Genomic DNA, 26,947 nt, shown 5'->3' with positions numbered 1-26,947 from the left:
GCAGCGGAAACATGGATGGACAGTGTATTGATCGATCTGCTTAAGCTCGGGATCACTATGGTAGCCCGCTCGCCTCAATGCCCAATTGAAGACGGTGCGCACAGGCGCAGCAGATGGACGGGAACAAGCGTAAAAGATCGCAGAACTCAGCGCTCCGGAATACCTTCTTTTGCAGCTATACTTTCCTACCTGTTTACTTAGGTTTAGTTTAGGTTTTAGTTAGGTTTTGTTTAGGTATAGTATAGGTTAGAGCTAAACAAAACCTAACTTATTGCTAAGCTAAATATAAACAAAAGCTAACCTAAGGAATAAGAAGCCCTCAACTTTTCTTTATTTATTGGGGAAGCATGGCTCATTTAGGGCAAACTAGGGTTCCGCCTCGTGGACAGGGCTCCGGCTGCTGCGCAGGGCTTGCGGGAACCTTCGGCTCCCATCTCCACCTGCTTCGTACCATGCTCGGGGCAGATTTGCCCTGCAACCGTGTTGAGTCCGTGTTGAGTCCGAGTCTAAGCCCGCACTCACCCCGCTGCCAACACGGGCAAATGACGCTCCGAACGCGACCATATCCCCCGGATGCCCCTAAAAAGACCAACGCCAATCCGAACCGCAGCCGAAAAACTCCGCAGCGACGCTGCAACACGAAAACAACTCGGAAAAACACGCTATAACGAAGGAAAAAACCATTTCGCGGTACTGATTTGCCGTACTGATTTCAAGCATCGGAATTAAATACAATGCTTATGAAGAAGTTAGCCTGTTATCGGCTTGAACGGCGACTGATCATAGCGCTCACATGGAATGACCAAAAGAGAACGATAGAATATACCTACAGGGACAAATGAGGTCTATTGAATCCTTATTACATAATAAGTATTAACACCACATAATTATATAAGTATTAGCGCTAACAAAATTATATAAGTAATAAAATTACATAGGCATTAACATGATGTAGAAGCATCCACGAATCCACACTAATGCAGCAAAATATACACAAACGATGCCACCTCTTATTGACTAAAAATTCAATAAATCATAGCATCGTTTATTACTGTATAAAGCGTGTTCGTACGAAGAAAAAGATTAAGAAAAAGCGTTCAGCCCCGTAATATCTTGTCCTGTGATCAATAAATGAATATCATGCGTCCCTTCATAGGTAACTACAGACTCTAGGTTCATCATATGTCGCATTATTGGGAAGTCACCGACAATCCCCATTCCGCCAAGAATCTGCCTAGATTCACGCGCTATCTGCAGCGCCATATTCACATTGTTCCGCTTTGCCATGGAGATTTGCTGAGGAGTAGCACGCCCCTCATTCTTGAGTACTCCTAAACGCCACGACAGCAACTGCGCCTTGGTAATTTCTGTCAGAAATTCCGCCAGCTTCTTTTGCTGCAATTGAAAACCGGCAATTGGCTTTTCAAACTGATGTCGCTCCAACGCATATTGAACCGCAGTTTCATAACAGTCTATTGCTGCTCCGATCACGCCCCATGAAATTCCATAGCGGGCCGAATTCAAACAGGAAAGTGGGCCACGCATTGAATTTACAGCAGGAAGTATATTTTCGGCAGGGATATAAACATCATGAAAAACCAATTCACCTGTTTTGGAAGCGCGCAACGACCACTTATGCATGGTCTCCGGAGTTTCAAAACCAGCCATTCCGCGCTCAACAATAACTCCCCGTACTTTCCCGGCCTCATCTCGCGCCCAAACGACGGCAATATCACAGATAGGCGAATTTGTAATCCACATCTTTGCTCCATTTAATAAAAAACCAGCTCCTTTTGCCGTCAATTTCGTTTCCATTCCACCCGGATCAGAACCATGATTAGGCTCAGTAAGCCCAAAAGAACCGACCAACTCCCCCGATGCCAACCGCGGTAAATATTTACGACGTTGCTCCTCACTACCAAAGGTATAAATCGGAAACATCACTAAAGAGGATTGCACCGATGCTGCCGAACGAATTGCCGAGTCGCCTGCTTCCAATTCCTGCATAATTAAGCCATAGGAAATCTGATCCAACCCTGCCCCACCATATTCGACAGGAATATAAGGTCCCAAGGCTCCAATTGCCCCCAATTTAGGCATCAAACCCGCAATAGCACGGTGCTCCTGCGCCGCATCTTCAATGAAAGGCTTTATCTCTGTTTTCACAAAATCACGGACAGACTGCCGTATCAGTTTATGTTCTTCGGACAATAAATCGTCCACCTGGTAATAATCGGTATTAATCTGTTTGATCATGATATAGTCTACATTAGCTTATCTAAGATAACGATTATTTTTCACTGAACAATATTCAGAAAAAAATTGTCAAAAAAAAATTTATTTCATATATTTAAACTATTCCACGAATAAAATAAACCATTATGATAAAATCAGCGCTTAAAACACTTGGAATATCTTCCCAGAATTTAGGATCATCAACTGGACAGCAATGGTTTTCCGAAGGTAAAGAATTCGAATCCTTTTCACCTGTCGATGGAAAACTCATCGCAAACATAAAAAGTAGCAATCGTAAAGACTATGAAGCAGTCATTAAGCAGGCCGGAGATGCATTTTTACACTGGCGCCTACTGCCTGCTCCAAAAAGAGGAGACATCGTTCGCCAGTTGGGAGACAAGCTACGTGAGCTTAAACCTACTCTCGGAAAATTAGTTTCCTATGAAATGGGAAAATCTTACCAAGAAGGCATGGGTGAAGTCCAAGAGATGATCGATATCTGTGACTTCGCCTTGGGCCTATCCCGTCAATTGTATGGTAATACCATCCATTCGGAACGTCCTGGGCACCGCATGTACGATCAATATCATCCTTTGGGTGTCGTCGGTATTATTACAGCATTTAACTTTCCAGTGGCGGTATGGGCATGGAACACCGCCCTCGCCTTGGTCTGCGGCAACACTGTCGTCTGGAAACCCAGCGAAAAAACACCGTTATGTGCCATAGCCTGCCAAAAATTACTTGCAGAAATCTTACACAACAACGGGCTGCCCGAGGGAATATCCAACCTCATTATGGGCGACAGGGAAGTTGGCGAGTGGCTTTCGGCAGACAACCGCATCGCCTTGATTTCTGCAACAGGATCTACCCGAATGGGAAAAGAAGTCGCCGTTACCGTAGCACAACGCCTTGGTAAAACACTTTTGGAGCTCGGTGGAAACAATGCGATCATCGTTACTCCAGACGCCGACTTAAAAATGACCATTATCGGTGCTGTATTTGGTGCCGTAGGTACAGCCGGACAACGCTGTACAAGTACCCGAAGACTTATTATCCATGAGGACATTTATGACAACGTCAAAAAACAACTGACAAAAGCTTATGGTCAATTAAAAATTGGTGACCCTTTGGACACGAAAAATCATGTGGGACCATTGATCGACAAAGCCGCCGTAAAATCATACTTAAACGCACTGGACAAAATTAAAACACAAGGGGGAAAAATGCTGATCAAGGGAAAGGTCCTTGAAGGCAAAGGGTATGAAAGTGGCTGTTATGTGCAGCCTGTCATTGCCGAAGTTGAAAATCATTATGAAATCGTACAGCATGAGACCTTTGCCCCTATTCTTTACTTAATCAAATACAAAGGGGATATGAGTGCGGCCATAGCACTTCAAAACAGCGTCGCCCAGGGATTGTCTTCTGCCGTTATGACCAACAACCTACGGGAAGCCGAGCTATTTCTCAGTCCTGCTGGCTCTGATTGTGGTATTGCCAACGTCAATATCGGCACATCGGGCGCCGAAATCGGAGGTGCTTTTGGGGGCGAAAAGGAGACTGGCGGAGGCCGGGAGTCTGGATCAGATGCCTGGAAAGCTTATATGCGCCGCCAGACAAATACCATCAATTATACAACTGACCTTCCCTTGGCACAAGGTATCAAATTTGATTTATAAACCATTTACACACAAAACTATGAGCAGCGTACATGAAAGATTAAGCAAACATATATTAGCCGATGGATTCCCTTTGGTTATGGATATGGAGAAATCCCATGGTTCTTATGTCGTGGATGAAAATGGGGATGAATACCTCGATATGTTCAGTATGTTTGCCTCCATGGCCGTGGGTTACAATCATCCACATTTGGTCAAACAACGTGACTTCCTGGGTAAAATGGCCGTCAATAAGCCAGCCATGTCAGATATTTACCCCAAAGAGTTTGCTGATTTTGTCGACACTTTTGATCGCGTAGCCATACCGAAAGAACTCCCCTATGCCTTTTTCATCTCGGGGGGAACACTCGCCGTGGAAAATGCATTAAAAGCTGCCTTCGACTGGAAGACAAGGCTTAATTTTTCACAGGGAATACAAAAGGAAGCCAGCCAGGTCATTCACTTTAGACAGGCTTTTCATGGTAGATCGGGCTATACCTTGTCATTAACGAATACACAAGACCCCAGAAAATACCTTTATTTTCCAAAGTTCAACTGGCCACGCATTACCAATCCTAAATTGAGCTATCCTTTAACAAACGAACATATCGGCCAGACGATTGCTTTGGAGGAAAAAGCTGTCTCAGAAATACGTCAGGCGATCACGGCTAACCCCAACGATATTGCCTGCATTATTATTGAACCGATACAGGGTGAAGGTGGCGACAACCATTTTCGAAAGGAATTTTTCGTACAGCTTCGTCAAATATGTGATGAAAATCAGATCCTCTTAATTTTTGACGAGGTACAGACGGGATTGGGTATTACGGGAAAAATGTGGGCTTACCAACATTATAACGTCATTCCCGATATCATTGCCTTCGGCAAAAAAGCACAAGTCTGCGGTATACTGGCGAGCAAGGAAAAATTTGATCAGGTGGAACATCATGTCTTTCAAGAATCCAGTCGTATCAATTCGACATTTGGTGGCGATTTTATGGATATGCTCCGCTTTAAATTAATTCTTGAAGTCATAGAGCAAGAAAACCTGATTCAAAATGCGGCAGAAAAAGGGCGCTATCTACAAGATAAGCTCCAGGAACTGCTAGCGAAAAAACCGCAGCTGTCCAATTTACGGGGTGAGGGTTTATTCGTTGCAGTGGATTTCGAATCGGAAGCTGCACGGAATGAATTTATCAAGAAAGCCTACGCCAATAAACTGATTATGTTAGGCTGTGGAGAGAAAAGTATCCGTTTTAGACCGCACCTCAATGTGAGCTATGCGGATATCGATAAAACGATAGCAATTATAGAAAAAAGTATTTCCTAAAAAGATATGCAATGCTAAAAGCTCTAAAATAGCCCATCGCATTGCATATTTTTTATAAACTATCTATCTTTACAGACATTGGGACGGTCGATATCGACCAGCTCGGAAATTCCATATTCATCAAACAAGTCTAAGAGTGCATCTGTGCCCTCTTCCAGTTTGTAATCCATCTCTTCTTTATACACGGGAATCATTGCATAAAAATTGATCAGATTACCATCTTTGGTCTTTAACTCCAAAAATTCCTCATCAAAACTTAACATAGGCGGAAGCAGCAACATACAACCGAAACCTGTATTTGCAATATCTTCGGCTTCCATGCCATTGGGAATGGTATGCCCATAGCCCAGCCAGGTTTTGTACTCATGTGGAAACCGCGCTAATCTTTTCAAAAAGTAGACCGGCCAATAATTATTGTCATCCTGAAATTCCTCTTCTCCGATCTTCCAATCAGCGGGCAGCACAACCATTAGCTCTGCGCGCTCATAAGACTCTTTGTTTTCCACTTCATCTGGAACATGCATAGCCAGGTCACTCATGCCCGAAGTAACCAAGATATGGTATGGATAATTTGCACTTGGTTTAATCCAATGAACATCGATATGAACAAGCTCAGAGATTATCTCATGGAACACCATATCGGGTTCGGCAATATATTTGGTCAAATGCTCCTCAATCTCATCCAGATAAACACATTGTACCTCCGGAAATAAGTTTTTTGGATCCTTATCATCAGATTGATCTTCATAACGGTAGACCGTAGAACCTCCGGCAGTAATTTCTGTATCTTTTTTATCAGGCGAAGATTCCTCCGCTCCGCTACTCATAATCTTTTTGACTTTATCCCAAAATGACATATTATCTTATAAATGGTGAAAATTTAAGCTATTCTTTTCTTATCAATTTATTCGATCACAGCAACGACAGGTTGCCTGAATCTTGTTTTAACCGGTTTTCCCTTGACCTGACCAGGCATCCATTGTGGCGACCGGCGCATAGCAGACAACACAGCCTTTGCAAACTCGGGGCTTATCTTATCGGGATTCTCGATTTCAATATTGCAGATCGCCCCATCCTCGCAAACAATAAATTTCAGAATTGCCGTTTGCCGAGATCCGTATTTTGCATAGGCCACACTGTCCATTGCCCGGACTGTTCCGGACAGATCCAGATTATTTTGTATAAATTTGGACCAGGCCACCACCCCGCCCTTGAAATAGGGAAAATCATCAACATGCTGTGCGATACTGTCTGCAGGGATATCCCGCTTAGCAATCACTTGTGCACTTGCGGAAGTACACCATACCATAAAAAGTAAAACTGAAAAAAGAGTCTTGAATCCTGTTAAATACATACCCTATCCTATCCATAACCGTACCATTTAACGCTTATTAAGATAATTTATTACTTTAATTCTTTTGGACTAATTGAGCGGCCTAGCAATATCAGTAACAAACTCTCCTGCTTCGTCAACAAGAAAACTAATCGGATGCTCTGGATTTTTAATAATCTCGAACAAGGTCAAACCCCAAGGTTTCCAAAAATTTTCCAAAACTTGGCCATAGGTCTTGTTTTGCCAATGATCAAAGATAGGTTTCATCGACATATCTGCTAATGGCATCGGTTCAACATAGACTTTTTGCGGGGTATTTAAATAGGTATAATCTGGTAAACGATTAAATAAGTAGGCTGAATAAAAATAGCGTGCACACAATTCTTCAAACTGAATGGGATGCAATGTTTTGCCCGCAATAACCTTGAGGATATCTTCGTGATAAATATTGTTTGTGGCATTATCTTGAAGACAGGCGATTACAGCAAAGTCCTTCATGCGGATAGAAAAGATCAAGGTATTGATTTCATCACGATACATAAATGTATCGGGTGCATTCTCAACCGGTACAACAACCAATGAAAATGGGAAGGTATTTTCAAACTCCATCGGTACAACCAGCGACTGCAACATCGCATGGAGATTTGTAAAACGCTGTGCAAGGGCCTGAGAAAAGTTCATATCTTCGCCAGAAGCTTTTTGCTGCCGAATTCCCGCAAGAATTTCATTAAAGACCACCCCATAGATGATTTTTGTCATCCATTGAAACAATAATAAGGGATCCAACTGTTTGACGGCTTCATAACCTTGTTCAAACGACTGTTCTACCACACGTTCCATTTGTTCGATCGCTTCAGCTGCAGTTATGGAACAGGGGAGCTTCAACGATTTATAAGTCACCAGATTCTCATCCAGCATTTTAAAAGGTTTATCTTCCAATTGAAAAGATTTCATCATCCATGCAGGAAACACCTGAATGGATTCTTCTTCCGATTGGAGTTTATTTCCTGTTAAAAAACAAATATCTGAATCAAACTGAAATTGTTTGAATGGATTATACAAAGTTGCCGCCATAATGCAGGCAAAGTTAAAACAAATCGAAAAGTCCGCAAGAAAAGCAAATTCTTATTACGATATGGTGACTTGTCTATTTAAACTTATTTTATTTTCAGAAATTTTTGAAAGTTCAAAAACTTTGAATAACTTTAATATAAGCAATTCATAAAAAGAACGAGAAAGCCGATCGGTTCAATAGTCCGATAAAAACAAATTGAGGTATTGGCAAAATAAAAGCACGATGGAATTACAAGAAGCAAAACAGCAATTTATAGACACCTGGGGGGCATTAGGTTCTGAATGGGGAATCAACAAGTCCGTTGCGCAAGTTCATGCCTTACTCCTCTCGGCAAGCAATCCCATGTCTACAGACGAGATTATGGACAAGTTGGTGATCTCGCGCGGCAATGCCAATATGAGTATCCGACAATTGATCGATTATGGCATCGTCTACAAAAAGCATATTGCTGGCGACAGAAAAGAATATTTTGTTGCCGAGAAAGAAGTCTTAAAATGGGCCATGAAAATTGCGGTAATGCGTAAGCAAAAAGAACTTGACCCCGTTATGGATATTTTAAAAGATATCAGCCGAAATACCGAGAAGGATCAGACGGCAGAAGGTAAAGAATTCCATAAAACGGTCAAGGACATCCAAAATCTGACGGATCAACTCGAAACTATTGCCAACAAGATTTTCAATACAAGCGGGGGAGATTTATTAATTAAATTGATCAAATTAATGATGTAGCATCATGAACTGGACTGTAAACACACTTGCCATGCATAAAATAGTCATCGCTGGAGGAACAGGTTTTGTTGGACAATATCTTTCCGAGAGATTTCAGACATTGGGCTACCAGGTTATCATCATTGGCCGTCGGCCGGGCAATATCCTTTGGACCGATCGATCCGGCATTTCCGATGCACTGGAAAATGCGGAGATGCTAATCAATCTAGCCGGAAAGTCTGTCAACTGTCGATATAACGAAAAAAATAAGGCCGAAATATTTTCTTCAAGAACAAAGACGACAACGATTCTTGGTGAGCTGATCGTAGGCTGTACCAATCCACCAAAATTGTGGCTCAACTCCAGTACAGCAACCATTTATCGGCACGCCGAAGATCGTCCGATGACCGAAAGTTCGGGGGAGATCGGAACAGGTTTTTCTGTTGATGTTGCCAAATTATGGGAAAAGACTTTTTTCGACTTCAAATTGGAAAAGACAAGACAGGTGGCACTTCGGATGGCGATTGTTTTGGGTGCGGATGGAGGTGTTATCCTTCCTTTCAAAAATTTGGTTCGCGCTGGACTAGGAGGTATACAAGGAAATGGTCAGCAATATTTTAGCTGGATCCATATTGAAGATCTTTTTCAAATTATTTTATTCTTAAAAGATCATGGAGATATGGATGGTGTCGTCAATTGTGCGGCTCCCCACCCGATAATGAATAAGACTTTTATGGCGACTTTTCGACAAGTAATGAACCGTAACATTGGTCTACCATCTCCCAAATGGCTACTGGAAATAGGCGCTGCTTTAATTGGTACGGAGACAGAGCTGCTTTTAAAAAGCCGTTGGGTATTACCTGAAAAGTTGGAGAATAGTGGATTTACATTTAGGTTTCCAACGATATCAAGTGCTTTACAGGATATTCTACAGCGGGGGTAAAAATTGAAAAGATAAACGTGGGGTAAACCAATTTATCCCACGTTAACCTTAAAATTTTCAAATACAAGCGCCGCAGTGACAATAGCACCCTCATTATTTTTTACCCCTTTAAACTCGGAGGTTTTTCCTTTCTCCAACAGGTTCTTCATCTCTTTTTCGTCGAGAAAGATACCATTCAATGTCCGCCAGATCTTAAAATCACATCCCCGGGCATAATGGTCGCATTGGGCTACTTTATCGTAGAGCAAAATCAATCCCTGCTCACATTTCGGACATTTTATCTTTCCTTTTTGTTGAGGTTTAACTTCCTCTTGCGCGAGAGAAATCCGCAGCGTCAACAGTTCTTTTGTAATTTTGGCCGTATAATCCTTAATATGTTTCATAAAAACATCATAGGACACTTTATTGGCTCGCATTTCCTCCAGCTTCTGCTCCCATTTACCGGTCAAGGTTACCTTGGCAATGGAACGATCTTTTACAAGATTGTATACCGCAAGTCCTTTTTCCGTTGGGATCAGTTTTTTCTTGTCGCGCTTAATATAATCCCGCTGGAAAAGTGTTTCGATAGTTGCGGCTCGTGTGGCAGGTGTACCAAGTCCACAGTCCTTCATAGCCTGCCGCATTTCATCGTCTTCAATTTCCTTTCCCGAAGTTTCCATGGCCTTCAATAAGGAGGCTTCGGTATGTATGGGTCTTGCTTTGGTAAAACGTTCGGCAAGTTCGAGGGTCAGAATCTGCAATAATTCCTCAGCTAACAGCTTCGGTAACTGCGCATTTTCATTATCCTGATCGTCATTGTTTTTATCTTCATCGGGCGCTTCGATCTGCTCCGCGGAAAGACGCCAGCCGTATTGCTTGATTACAGTACCTTTGGCGATAAGTTCAACCCCCTGCGCATCAATTGTCACGGTGGTAATATCTTTTATACATACTTCCGAGAAACTTTCCACCATGCGCTTGGCGATCATATTGTAAACATTCTGTTGCTCTTTGAGCATGGGACCCGGCTTTTCATCCGTCACCAATAGGGCGTGGTGATCGGTTACCTTTTTGTCATCGACAGAACGTTTGTTCAATTTTGCACCGATCAGATTTTTTGCGATCGACGAGATGGATTCATCTGCGGTATCCGACAAATGTTGAAAAAGTGCGCCAATTTCTTCAAAAACATCCTCACCGATGTAACGGGAACCCGTACGCGGATAAGTGATGACCTTCTTTTCGTAAAGTGTTTGCGCAATACTCAGTGTCTGATCGGCCGAATAACCATACTTCTTATTTGCATCCTGTTGCAGCGATGTCAAATCAAATAGCAAGGGCGGTTGCTCTTTTGTTTCTTTGGCTTCCACCTTTGCCACGCGGGCATTGGAACCAACGGTCAATCGCGCAATGGTTTGCTCGGCGACATCCTTTTTATCGATCTTATTGGAGGTTGCCTTAAAACTGATATTATCTTTTTCAAAACCGGCCTGAATTTTATAGAATGCCTGGGGTTTAAAGTCTTTATTTTCCAGATAGCGCGAACAGATCATGGCCAAGGTTGGCGTCTGAACGCGGCCCAAAGAAAGTAATCCTTTATTCCCGGCTGCCAAGGTGATGGCCTGCGTCGCATTGATACCGATTAGCCAGTCCGATTCCGAACGTGAACGGGCAGACATGTACAGGCTATCGTATTCCGTACCTGCTTTCAAATTGGCAAAACCTTCTTTAATGGCTTTATCCGTTTGGCTCGATATCCAAAGGCGTTTAAAAGGTACTTTAGAACCTAAAAAATAGTATATATTACGAAAGATCAATTCACCCTCCCGTCCCGCATCGGTAGCCACAATGATTTCTTCGGCTTGTTCCAACAGGGATTTTATGGTGTTGAGTTGCTTAACTGCTCCGGTATCATCCATCTGCTTGCCATCACGCTTCACTTTCTTCGATTCTAGCTTAAATGTGGATGGAATGATCGGCAAATTTGAAATTGTCCACGAATTGTATCCGTAAGCCTGTGGCGTACAGAGTTGAACCAAATGGCCAAAAGCATACGTAAAAGCATAGCCATTGCCGGCGATATAACCGTCTTTGACTTCCTTCGCCCCCATCACTCGAGCCAGATCACGCGCCACGGAGGGCTTTTCAGCAATTACAACCTTCATTTTAGATATGAGATGTTAGATTTTCGATCCGAGACTTTAGGATAATACACGCGGATATTACAGCTTGTCTCAATTTAATATTGATGTTTTAACCTTTTACCTGAAACGTCTCTATTCTATGGATGGTATTGTTATTCCCTTGATTTTACGGTACAGCTCTATGGCATAAACGTCAGTCATACCTGAAACAAAATCCAATACACAACGGATTTTGGAATACGAATCTTGTTTGTCCGTATAAAATTGTTCAGGAATTAATGCGACCAGCTTTTTATCGTAATTGTTCTTGTTCTTCTTTAGGTATGCCGGAACAAATTCTTTTAATAGGGCATCCATCACCCGGTAACCAGCAATCTCAATTTGCACAACCGTGGGCGCATTATAGATTTTTGCAATGGAAATCTTCGAGATTTTTTTCATTTGTGTAACAATGTCCTCATCTAAAGCATCCATTAACGCTGATCCGAAAGTTCCTGACAGAAATTTGTCCTGCTCACGTACAAAGACATCAACACATCCTTTAATCAAGGTATTGATCGCTTTAGCACGCAACAATGCTACACGGCTTGGGGTATCCAGCAATCCATCGAGCCTGTCGCGAAGATTTTCTTTGCCACAGAGCGGCAATAGTAATTCTTCCACTTCTTGATAGGACAATATCTTAAGATGATGTGCATCTTCCAAGTCAATAATATTGTAACAAATATCATCCGCAGCCTCCACGAGATAAACCAAAGGATGTCTTAGGTAGCCCTTTGAATTGGAAGGATCTTTTAATAATCCCAATTCATTAGCAACCTTCTCAAATGCTTTTTGTTCTTCCGTAAAAAAGCCATATTTCTTGCGATGATGGCTTTTCTTGAGGTGGCCATCAATTGCCAGACAGGGGTATTTTACAATGGAAGCCAGGGAAGTATAGGTCAATGCAAAACCTTTGGGATCCTTTCCTTGAAAGGCATGTGTCAGAATCCGTAGCGCATTGGCATTTCCTTCAAAGTGGGTCAGATCGGCCCATTCTTCGGCTGTTACCTGCTCTTGGTATTTACGTCCATCGCCATCTGTGAAATATGTGGAAATAGCGGATTCACCAGAGTGACCAAAGGCCGGGTTGCCCAGGTCATGTGACAAACATGCCGCAGAGATAATATTTCCTACTTCTTGCAAAAAAGGGTAATCATTATCCAGGTTTGGATTTTCCTCTTTCAACTGTGCATAAAACATACGTCCCAAAGAGCGTCCTACACTGGCAACTTCTAAACTATGTGTCAACCTATTGTGCACGAATACAGCGCCAGGAAGTGGAAAAACCTGCGTTTTATTCTGTAATCTCCGAAATGGGGATGAAAAGATCAAACGATCATAATCCCGTTGAAATTCCGACCGGGCCACCAGGTAACTATCTACGCTCCGATCTTCGTAACCCCAGCGCTTTGCAGAGAGCAAATCTTTCCAATTCATTTTTTCAGACATAGCGCAAACTTAGATAAATTTGCCTTTAAATACAATTATAATCATAGGAGACCGGCTCAGAAATTCCCCGAATGACTGTGCACATATCCCTATATTTTACTGCTGTTATTTACCTGTCCAGGAGTCATTTTTGCAACAGTATCCTGGATTGCATTTCAAAATGACAAATTTTACAAACAGCTGTTGTCAAAGTCATTTTTATACTGGTTATATTCTGTATCTTTAACCTAAATACCAATAGGGATTCATCATGACGAAATATCAAACACTTATTCCAAAACATTTTGAAGGTACAATTGACGGCAAAAACACGCATTTGCTCTTATTAAAAAACGAAGGGGGCATGCAAGTACTCTTAACGGACTACGGTGCGCGTATTGTCAGCATTTTGGTACCTGATAACAAGGGAAATTTGGTGGATGTTGCACTGGGCTTCGATTCCATTCAGGCCTACCTGGATTCTGATGAGAAATACCATGGCTGCACAGCGGGGCGTTTCGCCAATCGCATTGCTGAAGGCAAATTTGAAATAAACGGAAAACACTATACGCTTCCGCAAAACAATGGCAATAATTGTCTTCATGGTGGTATTTCGGGCTTTCATGATAAGGTTTGGGACAGAAGGGTCACTTATCAATCGCACGTCGAATTTTATTATGTTTCCCAAGATGGTGAAGAAGGATTTCCAGGGAATCTAAAAGTTATGGTTTCTTATACCCTAACCAGAAATAACGAGATTATTATCAAATATCATGCGCAATCGGATGCCGATACGCACGTCAACCTGACCAATCATACGTACTTCAATCTGGATGGGGAAGGCAGTGGCGACGTATTGCAGCAGATCCTTCAAATCAATTCAGATGAGGTCTTATTTGTAGACGACAACCAGATACCCAATGCAATAGTACCTGTGGAGGGCACCGCCTTCGACTTCCGCATACCAAAACCTATTGTGCAAGATATTACCGCAAATAACGAACAATTGATCGCTGCCAAAGGATATGATCATTGTTATGTCAACAACCAGCCTATTTCGCAGCCTTGTGCAACAGTCTATTCTAAAAACACGGGCATTCAGCTGGATGTCTTTACAACGGAGCCGGGCGTACAACTCTATACAGCAAACTGGATGACCGGAAATGATTTTGGCAAAAGAGGTTACAAGTATCTTCCTTATGCCGGATTCTGTCTGGAAACTCAGCATTTTCCGGATACACCCAATCAAGCGGAATTTCCTTCAACTTTGTTAAAAGCAGGCGAATCATTCGACTCCGAGACACATTTTAAGTTCTCCATAAAAAAATAAGAGCATAAAACGGCCGATAAGCACATGCTTACCGGCCGTTTTATGTTGATGTGCTATTTCCTCTGTAGGGCTACAGCATATTTTTTATTTTAAAAGGTCATCCAATGCTGATTCGACTTTTTCAAAACCAAAAGTTGCTTTGACCTCACCGAACATCCGTTGAATCTGATCATTGCAGAGATTTCCAATACTTCCTTCATGGGTATGATTTACCTCTTTTGATGGCTTGAAGCGCCCTTCATCAATATCAATCCCGATAGTCCTGTAAGCCTCGCGGAAAGGAACTCCTTTCAGAACTTCATTGTTCACGACTTCAACAGAGAACAAATAATCGTATTTTGGATCGTCCAGGATATTGTCTTTAACAGAAATGTTTTCCAACATGAAAGTTGCGATTTCAAGACATTCATTGAGCGATTTAAACGCCGGGAATAAATTTTCCTTTAACAACTGAAGATCTCTATGGTAACCCGATGGCAGGTTGGTCGTCATCAGCGCAATTTCATTTGGCAAGGCCTGTATCTTATTACAACGTGAACGGATCAACTCAAAGACATCGGGATTTTTCTTGTGTGGCATGATGCTCGATCCCGTAGTCAAATGTGCCGGAAAAGAGATAAAGCCAAAATTTTGGTTGATATATAGACATACATCCATTGCAAACTTGGCCAACGTCGCCGCGATGGAACTCATGCCCTGTGCCAAGATACGTTCGGTTTTACCTCTACCCATCTGAGCATAAACCACATTGTAATTGAGGTCTTCAAATCCTAACAATTGCGTCGTCATCGTTCTATTCAATGGAAAGGATGATCCATACCCTGCAGCAGATCCTAAAGGATTCTTATTACAAACCTTCCATGCTGCACGCATCATCTCCAGATCATCCACAAGACTTTCGGCGTAAGCACCAAACCATAATCCAAACGATGAAGGCATGGCAATCTGCAAGTGCGTGTATCCAGGGATCAGAATATGCTTATACCGCTCGCTGAGTTGGATCAATTCATTAAAAAGAGCCTCCGTATTCTGGATGATATGCTGAATCTCTGAGCGGAAGTATAATTTTAGATCGACCAAAACCTGGTCGTTACGGGATCTGCCGGAGTGAATTTTTTTACCAGCCTCTCCAATACGCTGTGTAAGCAACATTTCAACCTGCGAATGCACATCTTCTACCGAGTCTTCAATACGAAAGTCACCGGCTAAAATTTCTTTATAGATATTTTTCAGTTCTTTTTGTACAAGCGCTAGATCCTCATCGGTCATCAGGTTTATGCTATTCAACATGCGTGTATGGGCCAATGAACCCAAAACATCCGCAGCAGCAAGTTGCAGGTCCATTACGCGGTCATTGCCCACTGTAAACGATTCTACAAAAGAATCGACATCTATATTTTTTTGCCAGATTTTCATTCGTATAATTTCTTTTTGATCCTGTTATTTTCAAAAGCCTTTGGTCGGTTTAGTGTTGATTGAAGCTTCTGATAATTCTATCACATACAATTTTTACAAAAATACCAATTGCAAATGGTTATATCAATGCAAAGATTGCATACATTTTGCTCAGAAAATTGGATGAAAAACAAAAAATCAGGTGGAAAAAAAAGACTGTTACAAAAAAAATAAAATGTTAAAAGTTTGTTAAATCGCGATAAACACACATTATAAGTAACCACTCACTTTATTTTTAAAAGTTATTTTGTCAGTTTTTTAAGTATTCCTATGTTTGTAGTGTAAGGGAGATGAAAAAATAGAAGATGGTAAGGTTAGTAAATACTTACCGCTTTAAATACACCGAAATTTCAAACCAAATATGATAGACCCCAAAGTCTTAAAACTTGAAAGAAATTACCTAACCAATTGTGAATCGAAATTTAAAGGCACGTCAAACCAAGATGTGCCTTTTTTCTTATGTCGAGTCAAGTTTCTCTTTTAATTGAAATTTTGGCTATTTTTGTTTAACATAATTGAGAATATTCAACATAAAACGTATACGATGGGAACAGAAAGCAAGAGACAGCAACGTTTTGCTGGGGTGATTCAACAGGATTTAGCAGCATTATTTCAACGCGAAGGTAATTCATGGGCTCCTGGAGCGTTTATCACGGTTACACGGGTTCGTGTTACACCTGATTTGGCAATTGCCCGTGTTTACATAAGCTTTTTGAACACAAAAACGGCACAGGAAAATATGAAGTCCATTCGTTCCAAAACATCTGAAATACGCTACAAACTGGGAGCAAAAATTAAGAACCAGGTAAAGATTGTTCCTCAATTGGAGTTCTTCCTCGATGATACCAACGAATATGTTGAACACATGGACAAACTATTTGACGAGATCGGCAAAGAACCGCGTCAGCCAGAATAATGCTATCTATCGCAGCCTGTTAAACAACCATGGTATTTGAACTGGATACGAACAGACTGGAGTTTCCACACCCAAGTTATGCAGAAGAAGATGGTTTACTCGCCGTAGGTGGAGATCTTTCGCCAGATCGTTTGCTACTGGCCTATAGTAACGGAATTTTCCCCTGGTTCAGTGATGACAGCCCTATACTTTGGTATGCCCCAGACCCCAGATTTGTGATCGATCCCTCCAAGGTCAAGATCAGCAAAAGCATGGCGAGTGTACTCCGGAAAAAAACATTTTCCTTATCGATAGACCGCAGCTTTAAAGAAGTCATTCAGCTTTGCGCGACTATCAATAGAAAAGATCAGGCTGGAACCTGGATAACCCAGGGCATGATCCAAGCATATAGTAAACTTGCGGAGCTAGGTTATGCACATTCGGTGGAAGTATGGCAAGGTGGTATACTCGTTGGCGGGCTTTATGGCGTGTTAATCAATGGTGTCTTTTGTGGAGAAAGCATGTTTTCAAAAGTCCCCAACGCTTCGAAAGCGGCCCTGATTTATCTCGCCCAAGAAATTGAACTACGTTTAATTGATTGCCAATTTCACACGGATCATTTGGAAAGCATGGGCGGTGAATACCTTTCCTTGACAGATTATTTAGCAATACTAACAAAAGACCAAAGACATGAGTAGTCCCTATCGTAAACATTTTGACATCGCTTCAGCCGTAACTTACCTCACGACACCAGGATCCGGCTTACTTTCAGGTGAAACAAAGGCTTGGCGCTCCAAAAGAGACCAAGATTTCTTTGACGCGAACAGTGCCTTACGCGAACAGCAAGGTGCAACTTTAGATGCCTGTCGGGATACGCTCGGTAAATTCTTTAATTGCCCTTCCCAAAATGTGTTCTTATCAAGTTGTTTTTCCTTTGCCTTCAATGCGCTATTGGCAGGTTTACCGAAACAATCGAAAGTGCTGCTATTGGACAATGATTATCCTTCGGTTAATTTTCCTACAATTATAAGCGGTTTTGAACATCAATTTGTCAGGATGGACGAACAGCTGGAAACGAATTTATTGGACACAATAGCAACATTTAAACCAGATGTCCTTATTCTTTCCATTGTTCAATATATTTCGGGATTAAAAATAGACCTATCTTTCATACAGGAATTGAAGCATCAGCATCCCGACTTGTTGATTGTAGGCGACGGCACCCAGTTTTTGGGAACAGATCTTTTTGATTTTACGCTTTCGGGCTTTGACGCCGTATTATCCAGTGGATACAAATGGCTTATGGCTGGCTTCGGCAATGGTTTTGTTCTCTTAAGTGACAGACTCAAAGCGATACTTTATGCGGATATCCAAAAAAATTACAGCTTCCTCAACAACCAATGGATGAATAAATCTGTGGTACAACTTTGTTTTGAACCAGGGCATCTGGACACCCTGTCGCACGGAACGCTACAGCAGTCCCTTCTTCAATTGGAGGAATGGGGATTTTCCGAAACAGTGGCCTATACCCAAAAGTTAATTGCAGATGCCCGCGCTGAACTTGCCGACCGGAAACTGTTATTGGACAGCATCATCAATAGACGTCCACAGAGCAATATTTTCAATATTCAGATCAACCCCGAAAATTATCAGACTCTCCTGGATGAGGGCATAAAATGCTTTCCCCGAGGATCGGGGATCCGTGTTGGATTTCATTTATACAATGATCACTCGGATCTTGAGAAGCTATTATATATTATCGACACAAAAGTAAAGTAAACATGAAATTTAGAATAGGCGACTTAGTACGGTTTGTCGATGAGCCCATTGAGGGGCATATCACATCCATGCAGCCCAACGATATTGTAGGCGTTACAGATGACACTGGTTTTGAGATTCCGGTGCCAATGGATAAAATCACTCTTGTCTTCGGTAATATGCGTCGAGCAGATGATGAACTTGACCAGCATGCGACACCACTGACACCACATCGATTTATCGAAAAAGGAATACTTTTGGCAATTTCGGGAGACCACAAAGATGGACTTGCCAAATTACATATCATCAATGAAACGAGTTTTGAGCTCCTAGTGTCCGTAGCTGAAGCTACAGCGAATAAAGTAAAAGGTATTTTCAGCAATAAAATACCGCCACACGATTCGATGCAGTTTTATACAGGCAACTTTGCAAATGTTGGGAAATGGCCTACCTTCCGTTTTCAGATCATACGGCATAGTGCTAGTTTGCAGGAACTGACATCACCAATCAACAGAGAACAGCGTGTACGTCCTGTAGATCTAACTAATCCAAAAGTCCTGAACGAAATTTTGGATGAAAAAATATGGTCCTACGAACTGGATAAGATTGAAGAGGATTTAGGACTGGACAAGTTGAAAAATCATTTCATACCACATCGTCCAAATAAAAAATAAGCTAGATGAATTTCATCTAGCTTATTTTTTATATACCAAACGGCTTTATTTTATTCAGCTGTCGCAGAAACCTTCTTGGTGCTCAACAATAATAGTACGATGCCAACCAAATAGACAATCCAGCCCCAGCGCATGTGCAGGGATTTAGAAAGCAATTTATCGGCAAATCCCCAGCCGAAATAATTATTGATCTTAAACCAGACCGCTGTTATACTCAACAGATACCAACAGGCGGCCACTCGGGTCATCCACTGATAAGCTCGAACCGCACGGACAAAAAACAAGAGGGCAGTCACCCCGAGTATAAGTAATGTAATAAAGAACAAGTAGGCATCTACCTGATATAAGTTCCAATTTCCCTTAATAGGCACTTTTAAGAATGGTGTCATGCTGGACAAAAAAGAAATGACTAGTCCAACAATGGCAAAGTATTTTTTGATAATAATCATGGTTCAAATTCCTTTAAAACTGCTACGAATATAAGTTGAATATTGACACATATATAACTTGTATTTCACTTTTTGAAAAATTATTCTATTTTTAAGCGCAATTAACGCTTAGAACAAATAAAAAACAAGACTAATCCAAAGATCATCAATCATTTAAATCTGGTTTTCACTTGTTTAAAAGAGATGAATATAATTTTTAGCATTTAAGCCGAATAATAAACATGAAAAGAGAAGTTGAAGAAATCGCAGCAGAACAACCTGCACAGCCTAATAAAAAGAAAAAGATCTATATCATTATTGGCGTCGTGCTATTGGTTGTCCTAGCGGGTGGCGGATATTACAACTATAGCCATCGACAAGCTATCGACGGCCTGCAGGTGGATAGTACCGCGACAGCTGTTGTAGGGTTTGACAATGCAGATCCCAAAGATCTGGAAGATGCTGATGGTTGGAGTTCACTGGAAGACTATCAACACTGGAACAATGCAATCTTCACGATTCCCGAATACGATAATATCCCGTTACGCTATAGAAGGGGTATTACAAAGATATTCATGGGTAATAACTACCTTGAACCTGTAGATGATAAACCTATATACAAGTTTACACGCATAAAAGATCGTGCTAAATCTGTTTTCTGTTATGGTAACTTTACCGATCGCAACGATTCAGACAGTTGGAATAAAGAAATGGCTTTTTTGGTAGAAAAGAACGACTACCAGAGCAGTGCCATCTGGATCATTTCAGCAAAAGGCGATATTTTATTCTGGAAGGAATATTCAAGCGAACTGCCACTCATCAACAGCTTCAAAAAGGGACAAAAAATTTTTATGGATGAGATGAAGTTAGTACCTGCTCCTGCTGATGGAATTATTGTCAAGAATAAAAATTCCAAGTACGCATTAATTTACAATAAAAGCAGCAAGACCTTCGACAGCTATTACCAATACAGTGATAGTGAAATTCAGGAAGCTACCACTTCTGAAGAGGAGCCTTATGTGGAAGAATTGCAAGATGTCACCATCGACTCTGCAACTACAAATACAGGTATTAAAGAGTAGTTTATCGTATTTTATCGCTTAAAATTTTCGTCACGACAGATCGTGACGAAAATCATTCGATATTGATACGCAAAACAAACACCTGAATTACAGACATATAACCATCAAAATCAGCTATTTAAAATCTTTCTAAATTAATCCCTTTGACAGATTTTTGACACAAGCACAAAGCTTTTAAGCTACATTTGTACCGTTAAATATAAGCGAGGGATTAGAGCTTTGAAAAATCTTAAAGTATTAGCGTTTACTCATAAACATGTCGAACTAAAAGATCTAGGTAATCTAGTGATCTGCAATGAGGATTTAGAAAGTCGCCTCATCAATCTAAAGCATAGCCTAGACATTCCAGAGATCTTTTATATTGGTACTTGTAACCGAGTAGAGTTTGTATTTTATGGTGCTCACGAATTGACCCATGAATTCATTGCTGATTTTATGGGAAAATTGAACTTCTGTGTTCCTCAGGAGAGACTACAATGTTATTTAGGACAGGTCAACAAATACGAGGGTATGGATGCTTTAAACCACCTGCTTCGGATGTCATGTTCACTTGAAAGTCTTGTTGTTGGTGAAAAAGAAATTTTGGCACAGGTACGTCGGGCCTATGATCGTTGTAGAGAAGCTGGTTTTACTGGAGATTTTCTACGTCTGATGATGGATCGTCTCGTAAAAACGGCTAAAGAAGTATACACCTATACTAAAATTTCCAGAAACCCAATTTCCGTTGTCTCGCTTGCCTATCGCAAATTGCGCGAACTAAAACTGGTTGAAAACCCTAGAATCGTCATTATCGGTTCTGGAGAAACCAATCAGAACTTAGCGAAATATTTCCAAAAGAACCAAAAAGCTAAGTTCGTTATTTTCAACCGCACAATAGAGAACGCAAAGGCCTTAGCCGAAGAATTAAATGCTGAAGCTTATCCCCTAGCTGATATTGATCAGTACAAAGAAGGCTTTGATATTTTAATTACTTGCACAGGTGCTCCGACCTCCATTATTGACAACACACTTTATCAATCCTTATTAAACGGAGAAACGGATAAGAAAATAATCATTGACTTAGCCGTTCCGAATGATATTGATGCTGAAGTTCTCCAAAACAATCCGATTCATTATATCGAAGTAAGCAGCTTACAAGCTATTGCGGAGAAAAACATCCAAGAGCGTTATAACGAATTGGAGAGTGCCGAAAAGATTATACAGGACAATATCCAAGAATTTTTACCTTTAATCAAACAGCGACGTGTAGAGGTTGCTATGCGTGAGGTTCCTGAAAAGATTAAAGAAATTAAATCATTTGCGCTAAATGAGGTTTTTGCTCAAGAGGTTCAAGCCCTAACCCCTGAAGCGAGAGAAGTATTGGAAAAAGTCATCAACTACATGGAAAAGAAATACATCAAGGTTCCAATGGTTATGGCGAAAGAAATTTTGGTTAAAACTCCAGAAACGGAAAAAAACTAATACTAAGCTTCCTCTTCGAACAGCGTTATATTCTATTACTTTTTGTTGCTTCCCTAGGTTTTGTACCAATGCCTATTAGCGGAATGAATCTGTGCCCGTCACCCGGAGCTATCCTTTGACTGTTTCTTTAAATTTCGGTTTGTCAATTATTTCCTGACATATAATGACAGTAACGTGTCAACATATTCCTTCTATTTATTTATTTTTGCTCTGATTAATGGTATTAAACACATTTTTCCGAAATTGTTTATTTCCGGGGCTCAATTTAATTAAAACACATGCTGTGCTAGTTGAATACGTCGCTACTGGGGGAACATTTTGTGATTGTTTTAATAGGTAAAGTAAAATTAACGTGAATAGAAAACTAATTATTGGTACCCGGGGAAGTGTTCTTGCCATGTGGCAGGCAAATTTTGTAAAAGATCGATTGGCAGAAATCGGAATTGAAGCAGAATTAAAAGTCATTAAAACACAAGGGGATATCATTCAACACCTTCGTTTGGATAAATTAGAAGGCAAAGGATTTTTCACCAAAGAGCTTGAAGAGGAGCTTTTAAGCGGGACCATTGATTTAGCTGTACACTCACACAAAGATTTACCTACGGTCAACCCTCCGGGATTGATCATTGCAGCGGTTTCTGAGCGTGAAGATCCCGCTGAATTATTGATTATCCACAAAGATTGTGTGGATATCAAAAAACGTCTTTCATTAAAACACAATGCGACTGTTGGGACATCATCCAACCGTAGAAAAGCGCAGATCTCGGCGCTACGTCCGGATCTAGAATTTGACGATCTCCGTGGTAATTTACAGACAAGAATCCAGAAGCTACGTGATGAGCAATACGATGCTATCGTACTTGCAAAGGCAGGTATTAGCCGTATTGAAATGGATATTACAGATTTTCATGTGGAAGAGATTCCTCCTGTTGAAATTATCCCGGCACCGGCGCAAGGAGTACTTGCTATTCAGATCCGTGAAGTTGACAAGGAACTTTTTGACGCTTTACAGCCCTTAAACAATGAAGAAGTAGCAAAAACAATCTCCGTAGAACGTTTGGTATTAAATAAATTTGACGCGGGATGTCATGCGCCATTAGGCTGTTATTGCCGTAAAAGCGGTGATGAATACGAAGCTTGGGCCTCTATTGCTGACACAAGCGAAGATTTTCCTGACCGTGTTTACCTTAGAGATACCGATGCGACGCGGTTAGCGGAGCGTATTTTCAGCAAATATGCAAAGGATAGAAAATTGCCACAATCTGTATTTATTTCCCGGGAGGTAGACGAAAATTCCTATTTCGCAAGAGCAATGGCCAAGCACAATATTACTATTGAGGGCCGCTCTTTGATCAAAATATTCCCCATCATCAACAAATTGGATCCTTTTATCCTAAAACACGTGGATTGGATTATATTTTCAAGCAAGAATGGTATTGAGCACTTTTTCAATTTAGAGCCACGTTTGAGCAAAAAGACCAAGATTGGTGTCATTGGCCGTGGCTCGGAAGAGATTTTGCGCAAATATGACCGCGTTGCTGATTTCTCTGGCGACAGTGAGGGCATCAATATGGAGGAAATTGCGAAGAAATTTGCTGAATTGGCCAATGATGGTACCGTGCTTATACCACGTGCGAAGGAATCTTTGGAGACGATCCAAAAAGCATTAAGCCCGGAGACAAAAATTATCAATATACCGGTATATGAAACGGTCTTAGAAGAAAATGTAGATCCATCCAATGCGGAGGTATTGGTCTTTACCAGTCCGAGCAATGTGGAAGCATATTTTGCAGACAACCTACTGGAACCAGGCCAAAAAGTAATCTGTATTGGCCGCTCTACCGGTGCAAAGTTTGATGAGATGAATGTCCCTTATGCACTTCCTTATTCTCCAGATGAAATAGGTCTTTCTGAAGCCGTTTTTGGATTGGAGTATTAGAATCGTATAAAGTAGTTTGTATTTCAACGTCGGTAAACGATTCCACTGACTTTGAAATAAACAACATAGATCATAAATAATCTTAATATAATGTTACAACGTCCGAGAAGAAATCGTAAATCTGCCGTGATTCGCGACATGATTCAAGAGACACGTTTAGACGCGTCAAATTTGATTTTCCCACTTTTTATCGTCGATGGGCAAAATCAAAAAACTGAGGTTAAATCGATGCCAGGCATCTATCGCTATTCAATAGACAATCTATTGAAGGAAGTGGAAAGTTGCCTGAAGTTGGGCTTACGTTCATTTGATCTTTTCCCTAACATTGAAGAGTCATTAAAAGACAAATATGCTACAGAAAGCTACCGTGATGGAAGTTTATACTTACGTGCAATTGCTGCGGTAAAGAAAAATTTTCCGGAGGCTTGTATCGTAACGGATGTTGCCATGGACCCTTACAGCAGTGACGGGCACGATGGAATTGTCGAAAACGGTGAGATCCTAAACGATGAGACATTAGAGGTATTGGGCAAAATGGCCTTGGCACATGCACAATCAGGTGCAGATATCATTGCACCATCAGATATGATGGATGGCCGCATCGGTTACATCCGTGAGCTATTGGACAATAATGGTTTTACTAACGTTTCTTTGATGTCGTATACGGCAAAATATGCTTCGGCCTATTATGGTCCTTTTAGAGATGCCTTAGGCTCGGCACCCAAGCATGGCGATAAAAAGACCTACCAGATGAATCCTGCCAATGCAAAAGAGGCGCTTATTGAAGCACAGCTCGACGCACAGGAAGGAGCGGATTTTCTGATGGTGAAACCAGGACTTCCCTACTTAGATATCGTTAAACTTCTTGCAGACAACTTCGATCTACCAATTGCAGTATATAATGTCAGTGGAGAATATGCGATGTTAAAGGCGGCAATTCAAAACGGCTGGTTAGACGAACGTGTCATCCTAGAAACGTTATTGAGCTTCAGACGTGCTGGCGCTACAGCAATCTTATCCTACCACTCCAAAGAAGTATTGGAGAAAGGTTTTATTTAACAACTTCCAGATTATCTTCGATAATCGGAATTTAACTAACAAAAGCTCGGGAATTCATTTTCGAGCTTCTGTTTTTTTAAAATATTATTTAAACCTTTTTACGACATTGCGGTCAAACAGAAAATTATAATGCGCCTTATTATGTTAAAAAGTATCATAATCAGCAGTTTCCTTTTATCGGCTCCCTCCATACATGAAACTACCTTTTACTTCTTTTTGGAAGGCAATTGGATTGCGGACAACGCTAAGCTGAAATCAATCACATTTAATAAGAATGGTGACGCCTTATTTACCTTTTCAAATTCAAACCCTCAGGGTCCCCAGACCTCAATTCATCAGAAAGTAGATAGCATTGCTATATTAAATCGCAGAAAATTTAGTGGCTACTTTTTTAGTCCAAATCTTTTTGGAAAATATAGTGATAACAAGACGGCTTTTGAGATTGAAATTAAGTCAGCAAATGAGATTATCCTGTTTGTCAATAAACAGGAAATAAAATTGCTAAAAAAAGAAGCTGTTACTCAATTTAAATAGCTAATATCAGGCTATTATGGATTCCTTACGTTTCTATGAGACTTATCTTCTTAAAAAAAGATAACTTCGCATTCAAATACATAGACTATGCAAGCACCTGATATTTCAAGAGCAAAATCTGCTGAGCTATTTGAAAAAGCAAAACAATATTTCCCTGGAGGCGTAAACTCTCCTGTTAGGGCTTTCAAATCCGTATATGGTACCCCATTATTTATTGAGCGTGGCGATAAAGCACACCTGTGGGATGCTGACGGAAATGAATTCATCGATTTTTGTTGTTCATGGGGCCCCTTAATTTTAGGGCACAATAATGATCAAGTTCGTGAAGCTGTAGCGGCACAACTCGGGAAAGGCTTAAGTTTTGGCGCTCCCACTGCGTTGGAGAACCAACTGGCTGAGTTGATTATCGAAAACAATAGGTTTATTGAGAAAATTCGCTTTGTCAGTTCCGGAACTGAGGCCGTAATGTCTGCAATCCGTTTGGCTAGAGGCTACACGAAACGTGATAAGATCATCAAATTTGATGGCTGTTATCATGGCCACTCCGATTCTCTTTTGGTTAAAGCGGGTTCTGGTTTGGTCACTTTTGGTGAGACATCATCGGCTGGTGTACCTAAAGCATTTGCAGACGAAACCATTGTTATCGAATTAAACGATAAGCAAGCTTTAGAAGCTGCTTTTGCAGAATTTAAAGATCAGATTGCCGCAGTTATCATTGAGGGTATACCTGCAAACAATGGCTTATTGTTGCAATCTAAGGAATATGTTCACTTCTTACGTAATATCACCAAAGAACATGGTGCAATGTTGATTATGGATGAAGTGATCACGGGATTCCGTATTGGTTTTGAAGGTGCTTCGGCTTACTATGACGTACAACCAGATATTATTACCTACGGCAAAATTATTGGTGGCGGAATGCCTGTTGGTGCCTATGGAGCCTCAAAAGAATTGATGGCCTGTATATCTCCTGATGGTGCAGTTTACCAAGCCGGAACTTTATCCGGAAATCCAGTTGCTATGGCTGCCGGCATTGCCGCATTAGGTATCTTGGCACAAAAGGATTTCTACACAAATTTAAATGCCAAAACAGAAGCTTTCGTCAATGATATGCGTACTTATATTGCGGAGAAAGGATATAAAGTTCAACTTTTCCATGTGGCTTCTATTTTTTGGTTTGCCTTCACAGAACAGCACGAAATTAAAAAAGCGAGTGAAATCGATCCTAAATCGATGGAATCTTATAAAATTATGCACCGCGAATTGTTAAATCGTGGCGTATATTTTGGTCCTTCAGGCCATGAAGTAGGCTTTGTTTCTGATGCACATACAGCAGCGGATCTTGACCAGGCAAAAAAACATATTTTCGATGCTTTAGACATTGTCTTTAGTGCATAAAATCAAACTACTATAAAAAAGCCCTCCAGTATATTACTAGAGGGCTTTTTTTATAGGTTAGT

24 protein-coding genes are annotated in these 26,947 nt (G+C 41.0%); 16 read left to right on the top strand and 8 right to left on the bottom strand.

Going from position 1 to position 26,947, the window contains the following annotated elements; genetic code table 11:
- Positions 1 to 201, top strand: a 201-nt coding sequence (locus B4Z90_RS06920; protein WP_286801623.1) for a hypothetical protein, incomplete at its 5' end; no start/stop codon positions are given.
- An 882-nt stretch (positions 202 to 1,083) separates the two neighbouring features.
- On the opposite strand, the gene B4Z90_RS06915 is transcribed toward B4Z90_RS06920, so the two are convergent.
- Positions 1,084 to 2,256, bottom strand: coding sequence for an acyl-CoA dehydrogenase family protein (locus B4Z90_RS06915; RefSeq protein WP_286754845.1), 1,173 nt, complete (start codon positions 2,254 to 2,256; stop codon positions 1,084 to 1,086).
- A gap of 125 nt (positions 2,257 to 2,381) precedes the next feature.
- Here B4Z90_RS06915 and B4Z90_RS06910 point away from each other — a divergent pair, with 125 nt between their 5' ends.
- On the top strand, positions 2,382 to 3,911 hold the full coding sequence (locus B4Z90_RS06910; RefSeq protein ID WP_286801620.1) for an aldehyde dehydrogenase family protein: 1,530 nt from the start codon (positions 2,382 to 2,384) through the stop codon (positions 3,909 to 3,911).
- Positions 3,912 to 3,930: 19 nt separating this feature from the next.
- On the top strand, positions 3,931 to 5,220 hold the full coding sequence (lat, locus tag B4Z90_RS06905) for an L-lysine 6-transaminase (protein WP_070562033.1): 1,290 nt from the start codon (positions 3,931 to 3,933) through the stop codon (positions 5,218 to 5,220).
- Between the two features lie 59 nt (positions 5,221 to 5,279).
- Here lat and B4Z90_RS06900 read toward each other — a convergent pair whose 3' ends face one another.
- From B4Z90_RS06900 to B4Z90_RS06890, 3 genes are all read right to left on the bottom strand, one after another.
- Positions 5,280 to 6,047 carry a suppressor of fused domain protein gene (locus tag B4Z90_RS06900; protein ID WP_070562050.1) on the bottom strand — a complete coding sequence of 256 codons (768 nt, stop codon included), beginning with the start codon at positions 6,045 to 6,047 and terminating at the stop codon, positions 5,280 to 5,282.
- A gap of 77 nt (positions 6,048 to 6,124) precedes the next feature.
- Entirely contained in the window at positions 6,125 to 6,529 is a 405-nt protein-coding gene (locus tag B4Z90_RS06895; protein ID WP_070562031.1) for an energy transducer TonB, read from the bottom strand.
- Positions 6,530 to 6,643: 114 nt separating this feature from the next.
- Positions 6,644 to 7,627, bottom strand: a complete 984-nt coding sequence (locus B4Z90_RS06890; RefSeq protein ID WP_115047073.1) for a hypothetical protein — start codon at positions 7,625 to 7,627, stop codon at positions 6,644 to 6,646.
- 223 nt (positions 7,628 to 7,850) lie between these two features.
- On the opposite strand from B4Z90_RS06890, the gene B4Z90_RS06885 reads away from it, so the two are divergent.
- Both B4Z90_RS06885 and B4Z90_RS06880 read left to right on the top strand, forming a co-directional pair.
- Positions 7,851 to 8,357, top strand: coding sequence for a GbsR/MarR family transcriptional regulator (locus tag B4Z90_RS06885; protein ID WP_201303460.1), 507 nt, complete (start codon positions 7,851 to 7,853; stop codon positions 8,355 to 8,357).
- Positions 8,358 to 8,361: 4 nt separating this feature from the next.
- The gene (locus B4Z90_RS06880; RefSeq protein WP_236560105.1) at positions 8,362 to 9,279 is read left to right on the top strand and encodes a TIGR01777 family oxidoreductase; all 918 of its coding nucleotides are present in this window, start codon (positions 8,362 to 8,364) and stop codon (positions 9,277 to 9,279) included.
- Positions 9,280 to 9,311: 32 nt separating this feature from the next.
- Here the strand turns inward: B4Z90_RS06880 and B4Z90_RS06875 are convergent, their stop codons facing one another.
- Together B4Z90_RS06875 and B4Z90_RS06870 are read right to left on the bottom strand one after the other, a co-directional pair.
- The gene (locus B4Z90_RS06875) at positions 9,312 to 11,423 is read right to left on the bottom strand and encodes a type IA DNA topoisomerase (RefSeq protein ID WP_070562023.1); all 2,112 of its coding nucleotides are present in this window, start codon (positions 11,421 to 11,423) and stop codon (positions 9,312 to 9,314) included.
- Between the two features lie 111 nt (positions 11,424 to 11,534).
- Positions 11,535 to 12,893 carry a deoxyguanosinetriphosphate triphosphohydrolase gene (locus B4Z90_RS06870; protein WP_286727371.1) on the bottom strand — a complete coding sequence of 453 codons (1,359 nt, stop codon included), beginning with the start codon at positions 12,891 to 12,893 and terminating at the stop codon, positions 11,535 to 11,537.
- A gap of 250 nt (positions 12,894 to 13,143) precedes the next feature.
- Between B4Z90_RS06870 and B4Z90_RS06865 the strand changes: the two genes are divergently transcribed.
- Positions 13,144 to 14,202 carry an aldose epimerase family protein gene (locus tag B4Z90_RS06865; RefSeq protein ID WP_070562019.1) on the top strand — a complete coding sequence of 353 codons (1,059 nt, stop codon included), beginning with the start codon at positions 13,144 to 13,146 and terminating at the stop codon, positions 14,200 to 14,202.
- Positions 14,203 to 14,286: 84 nt separating this feature from the next.
- Here the strand turns inward: B4Z90_RS06865 and argH are convergent, their stop codons facing one another.
- A complete protein-coding gene (gene argH / locus B4Z90_RS06860; protein ID WP_070562017.1) occupies positions 14,287 to 15,618 on the bottom strand; it encodes an argininosuccinate lyase in 1,332 nt (443 codons plus the stop codon).
- Positions 15,619 to 16,201: 583 nt separating this feature from the next.
- On the opposite strand from argH, the gene rbfA reads away from it, so the two are divergent.
- From rbfA to B4Z90_RS06840, 4 genes are read left to right on the top strand one after another with little or no spacing between them, the layout of a single operon-like run.
- Positions 16,202 to 16,573 carry a 30S ribosome-binding factor RbfA gene (gene rbfA, locus B4Z90_RS06855; RefSeq protein WP_070562015.1) on the top strand — a complete coding sequence of 124 codons (372 nt, stop codon included), beginning with the start codon at positions 16,202 to 16,204 and terminating at the stop codon, positions 16,571 to 16,573.
- A gap of 29 nt (positions 16,574 to 16,602) precedes the next feature.
- Positions 16,603 to 17,250 carry a leucyl/phenylalanyl-tRNA--protein transferase gene (aat, locus tag B4Z90_RS06850; protein ID WP_286727370.1) on the top strand — a complete coding sequence of 216 codons (648 nt, stop codon included), beginning with the start codon at positions 16,603 to 16,605 and terminating at the stop codon, positions 17,248 to 17,250.
- Positions 17,243 to 18,331 (top strand): aminotransferase class V-fold PLP-dependent enzyme, encoded by a 1,089-nt coding sequence (locus B4Z90_RS06845; RefSeq protein ID WP_286777436.1) that lies wholly within the window; start codon positions 17,243 to 17,245, stop codon positions 18,329 to 18,331. The genes aat and B4Z90_RS06845 overlap by 8 nt, the downstream gene beginning before the upstream one ends.
- 2 nt (positions 18,332 to 18,333) lie before the next feature.
- Positions 18,334 to 18,984 (top strand): hypothetical protein, encoded by a 651-nt coding sequence (locus B4Z90_RS06840; RefSeq protein ID WP_070562009.1) that lies wholly within the window; start codon positions 18,334 to 18,336, stop codon positions 18,982 to 18,984.
- Positions 18,985 to 19,034: 50 nt separating this feature from the next.
- Here the strand turns inward: B4Z90_RS06840 and B4Z90_RS06835 are convergent, their stop codons facing one another.
- The gene (locus B4Z90_RS06835) at positions 19,035 to 19,433 is read right to left on the bottom strand and encodes a hypothetical protein (protein WP_070562007.1); all 399 of its coding nucleotides are present in this window, start codon (positions 19,431 to 19,433) and stop codon (positions 19,035 to 19,037) included.
- A 221-nt stretch (positions 19,434 to 19,654) separates the two neighbouring features.
- Between B4Z90_RS06835 and B4Z90_RS06830 the strand changes: the two genes are divergently transcribed.
- From B4Z90_RS06830 to hemL, 6 genes are all read left to right on the top strand, one after another.
- Positions 19,655 to 20,494, top strand: a complete 840-nt coding sequence (locus B4Z90_RS06830; protein WP_286767314.1) for a hypothetical protein — start codon at positions 19,655 to 19,657, stop codon at positions 20,492 to 20,494.
- Positions 20,495 to 20,713: 219 nt separating this feature from the next.
- Positions 20,714 to 21,955, top strand: coding sequence for a glutamyl-tRNA reductase (gene hemA / locus B4Z90_RS06825; RefSeq protein WP_070562003.1), 1,242 nt, complete (start codon positions 20,714 to 20,716; stop codon positions 21,953 to 21,955).
- Positions 21,956 to 22,307: 352 nt separating this feature from the next.
- Positions 22,308 to 23,894 (top strand): hydroxymethylbilane synthase, encoded by a 1,587-nt coding sequence (hemC, locus tag B4Z90_RS06820; protein WP_286777437.1) that lies wholly within the window; start codon positions 22,308 to 22,310, stop codon positions 23,892 to 23,894.
- A 90-nt stretch (positions 23,895 to 23,984) separates the two neighbouring features.
- Positions 23,985 to 24,953 (top strand): porphobilinogen synthase, encoded by a 969-nt coding sequence (gene hemB / locus B4Z90_RS06815; RefSeq protein ID WP_286777438.1) that lies wholly within the window; start codon positions 23,985 to 23,987, stop codon positions 24,951 to 24,953.
- 141 nt (positions 24,954 to 25,094) lie between these two features.
- Positions 25,095 to 25,487 carry a hypothetical protein gene (locus tag B4Z90_RS06810; RefSeq protein WP_286770660.1) on the top strand — a complete coding sequence of 131 codons (393 nt, stop codon included), beginning with the start codon at positions 25,095 to 25,097 and terminating at the stop codon, positions 25,485 to 25,487.
- 87 nt (positions 25,488 to 25,574) lie between these two features.
- Positions 25,575 to 26,885 carry a glutamate-1-semialdehyde 2,1-aminomutase gene (gene hemL, locus B4Z90_RS06805; protein WP_286801618.1) on the top strand — a complete coding sequence of 437 codons (1,311 nt, stop codon included), beginning with the start codon at positions 25,575 to 25,577 and terminating at the stop codon, positions 26,883 to 26,885.
- Positions 26,886 to 26,947 lie beyond the last annotated feature (62 nt).

The sequence above is a fragment of the Sphingobacterium sp. UBA5639 genome, from assembly GCF_002421245.1.
Classification (GTDB): domain Bacteria; phylum Bacteroidota; class Bacteroidia; order Sphingobacteriales; family Sphingobacteriaceae; genus Sphingobacterium; species Sphingobacterium multivorum.
This window is presented reverse-complemented; position numbering and strand designations above follow the sequence as displayed.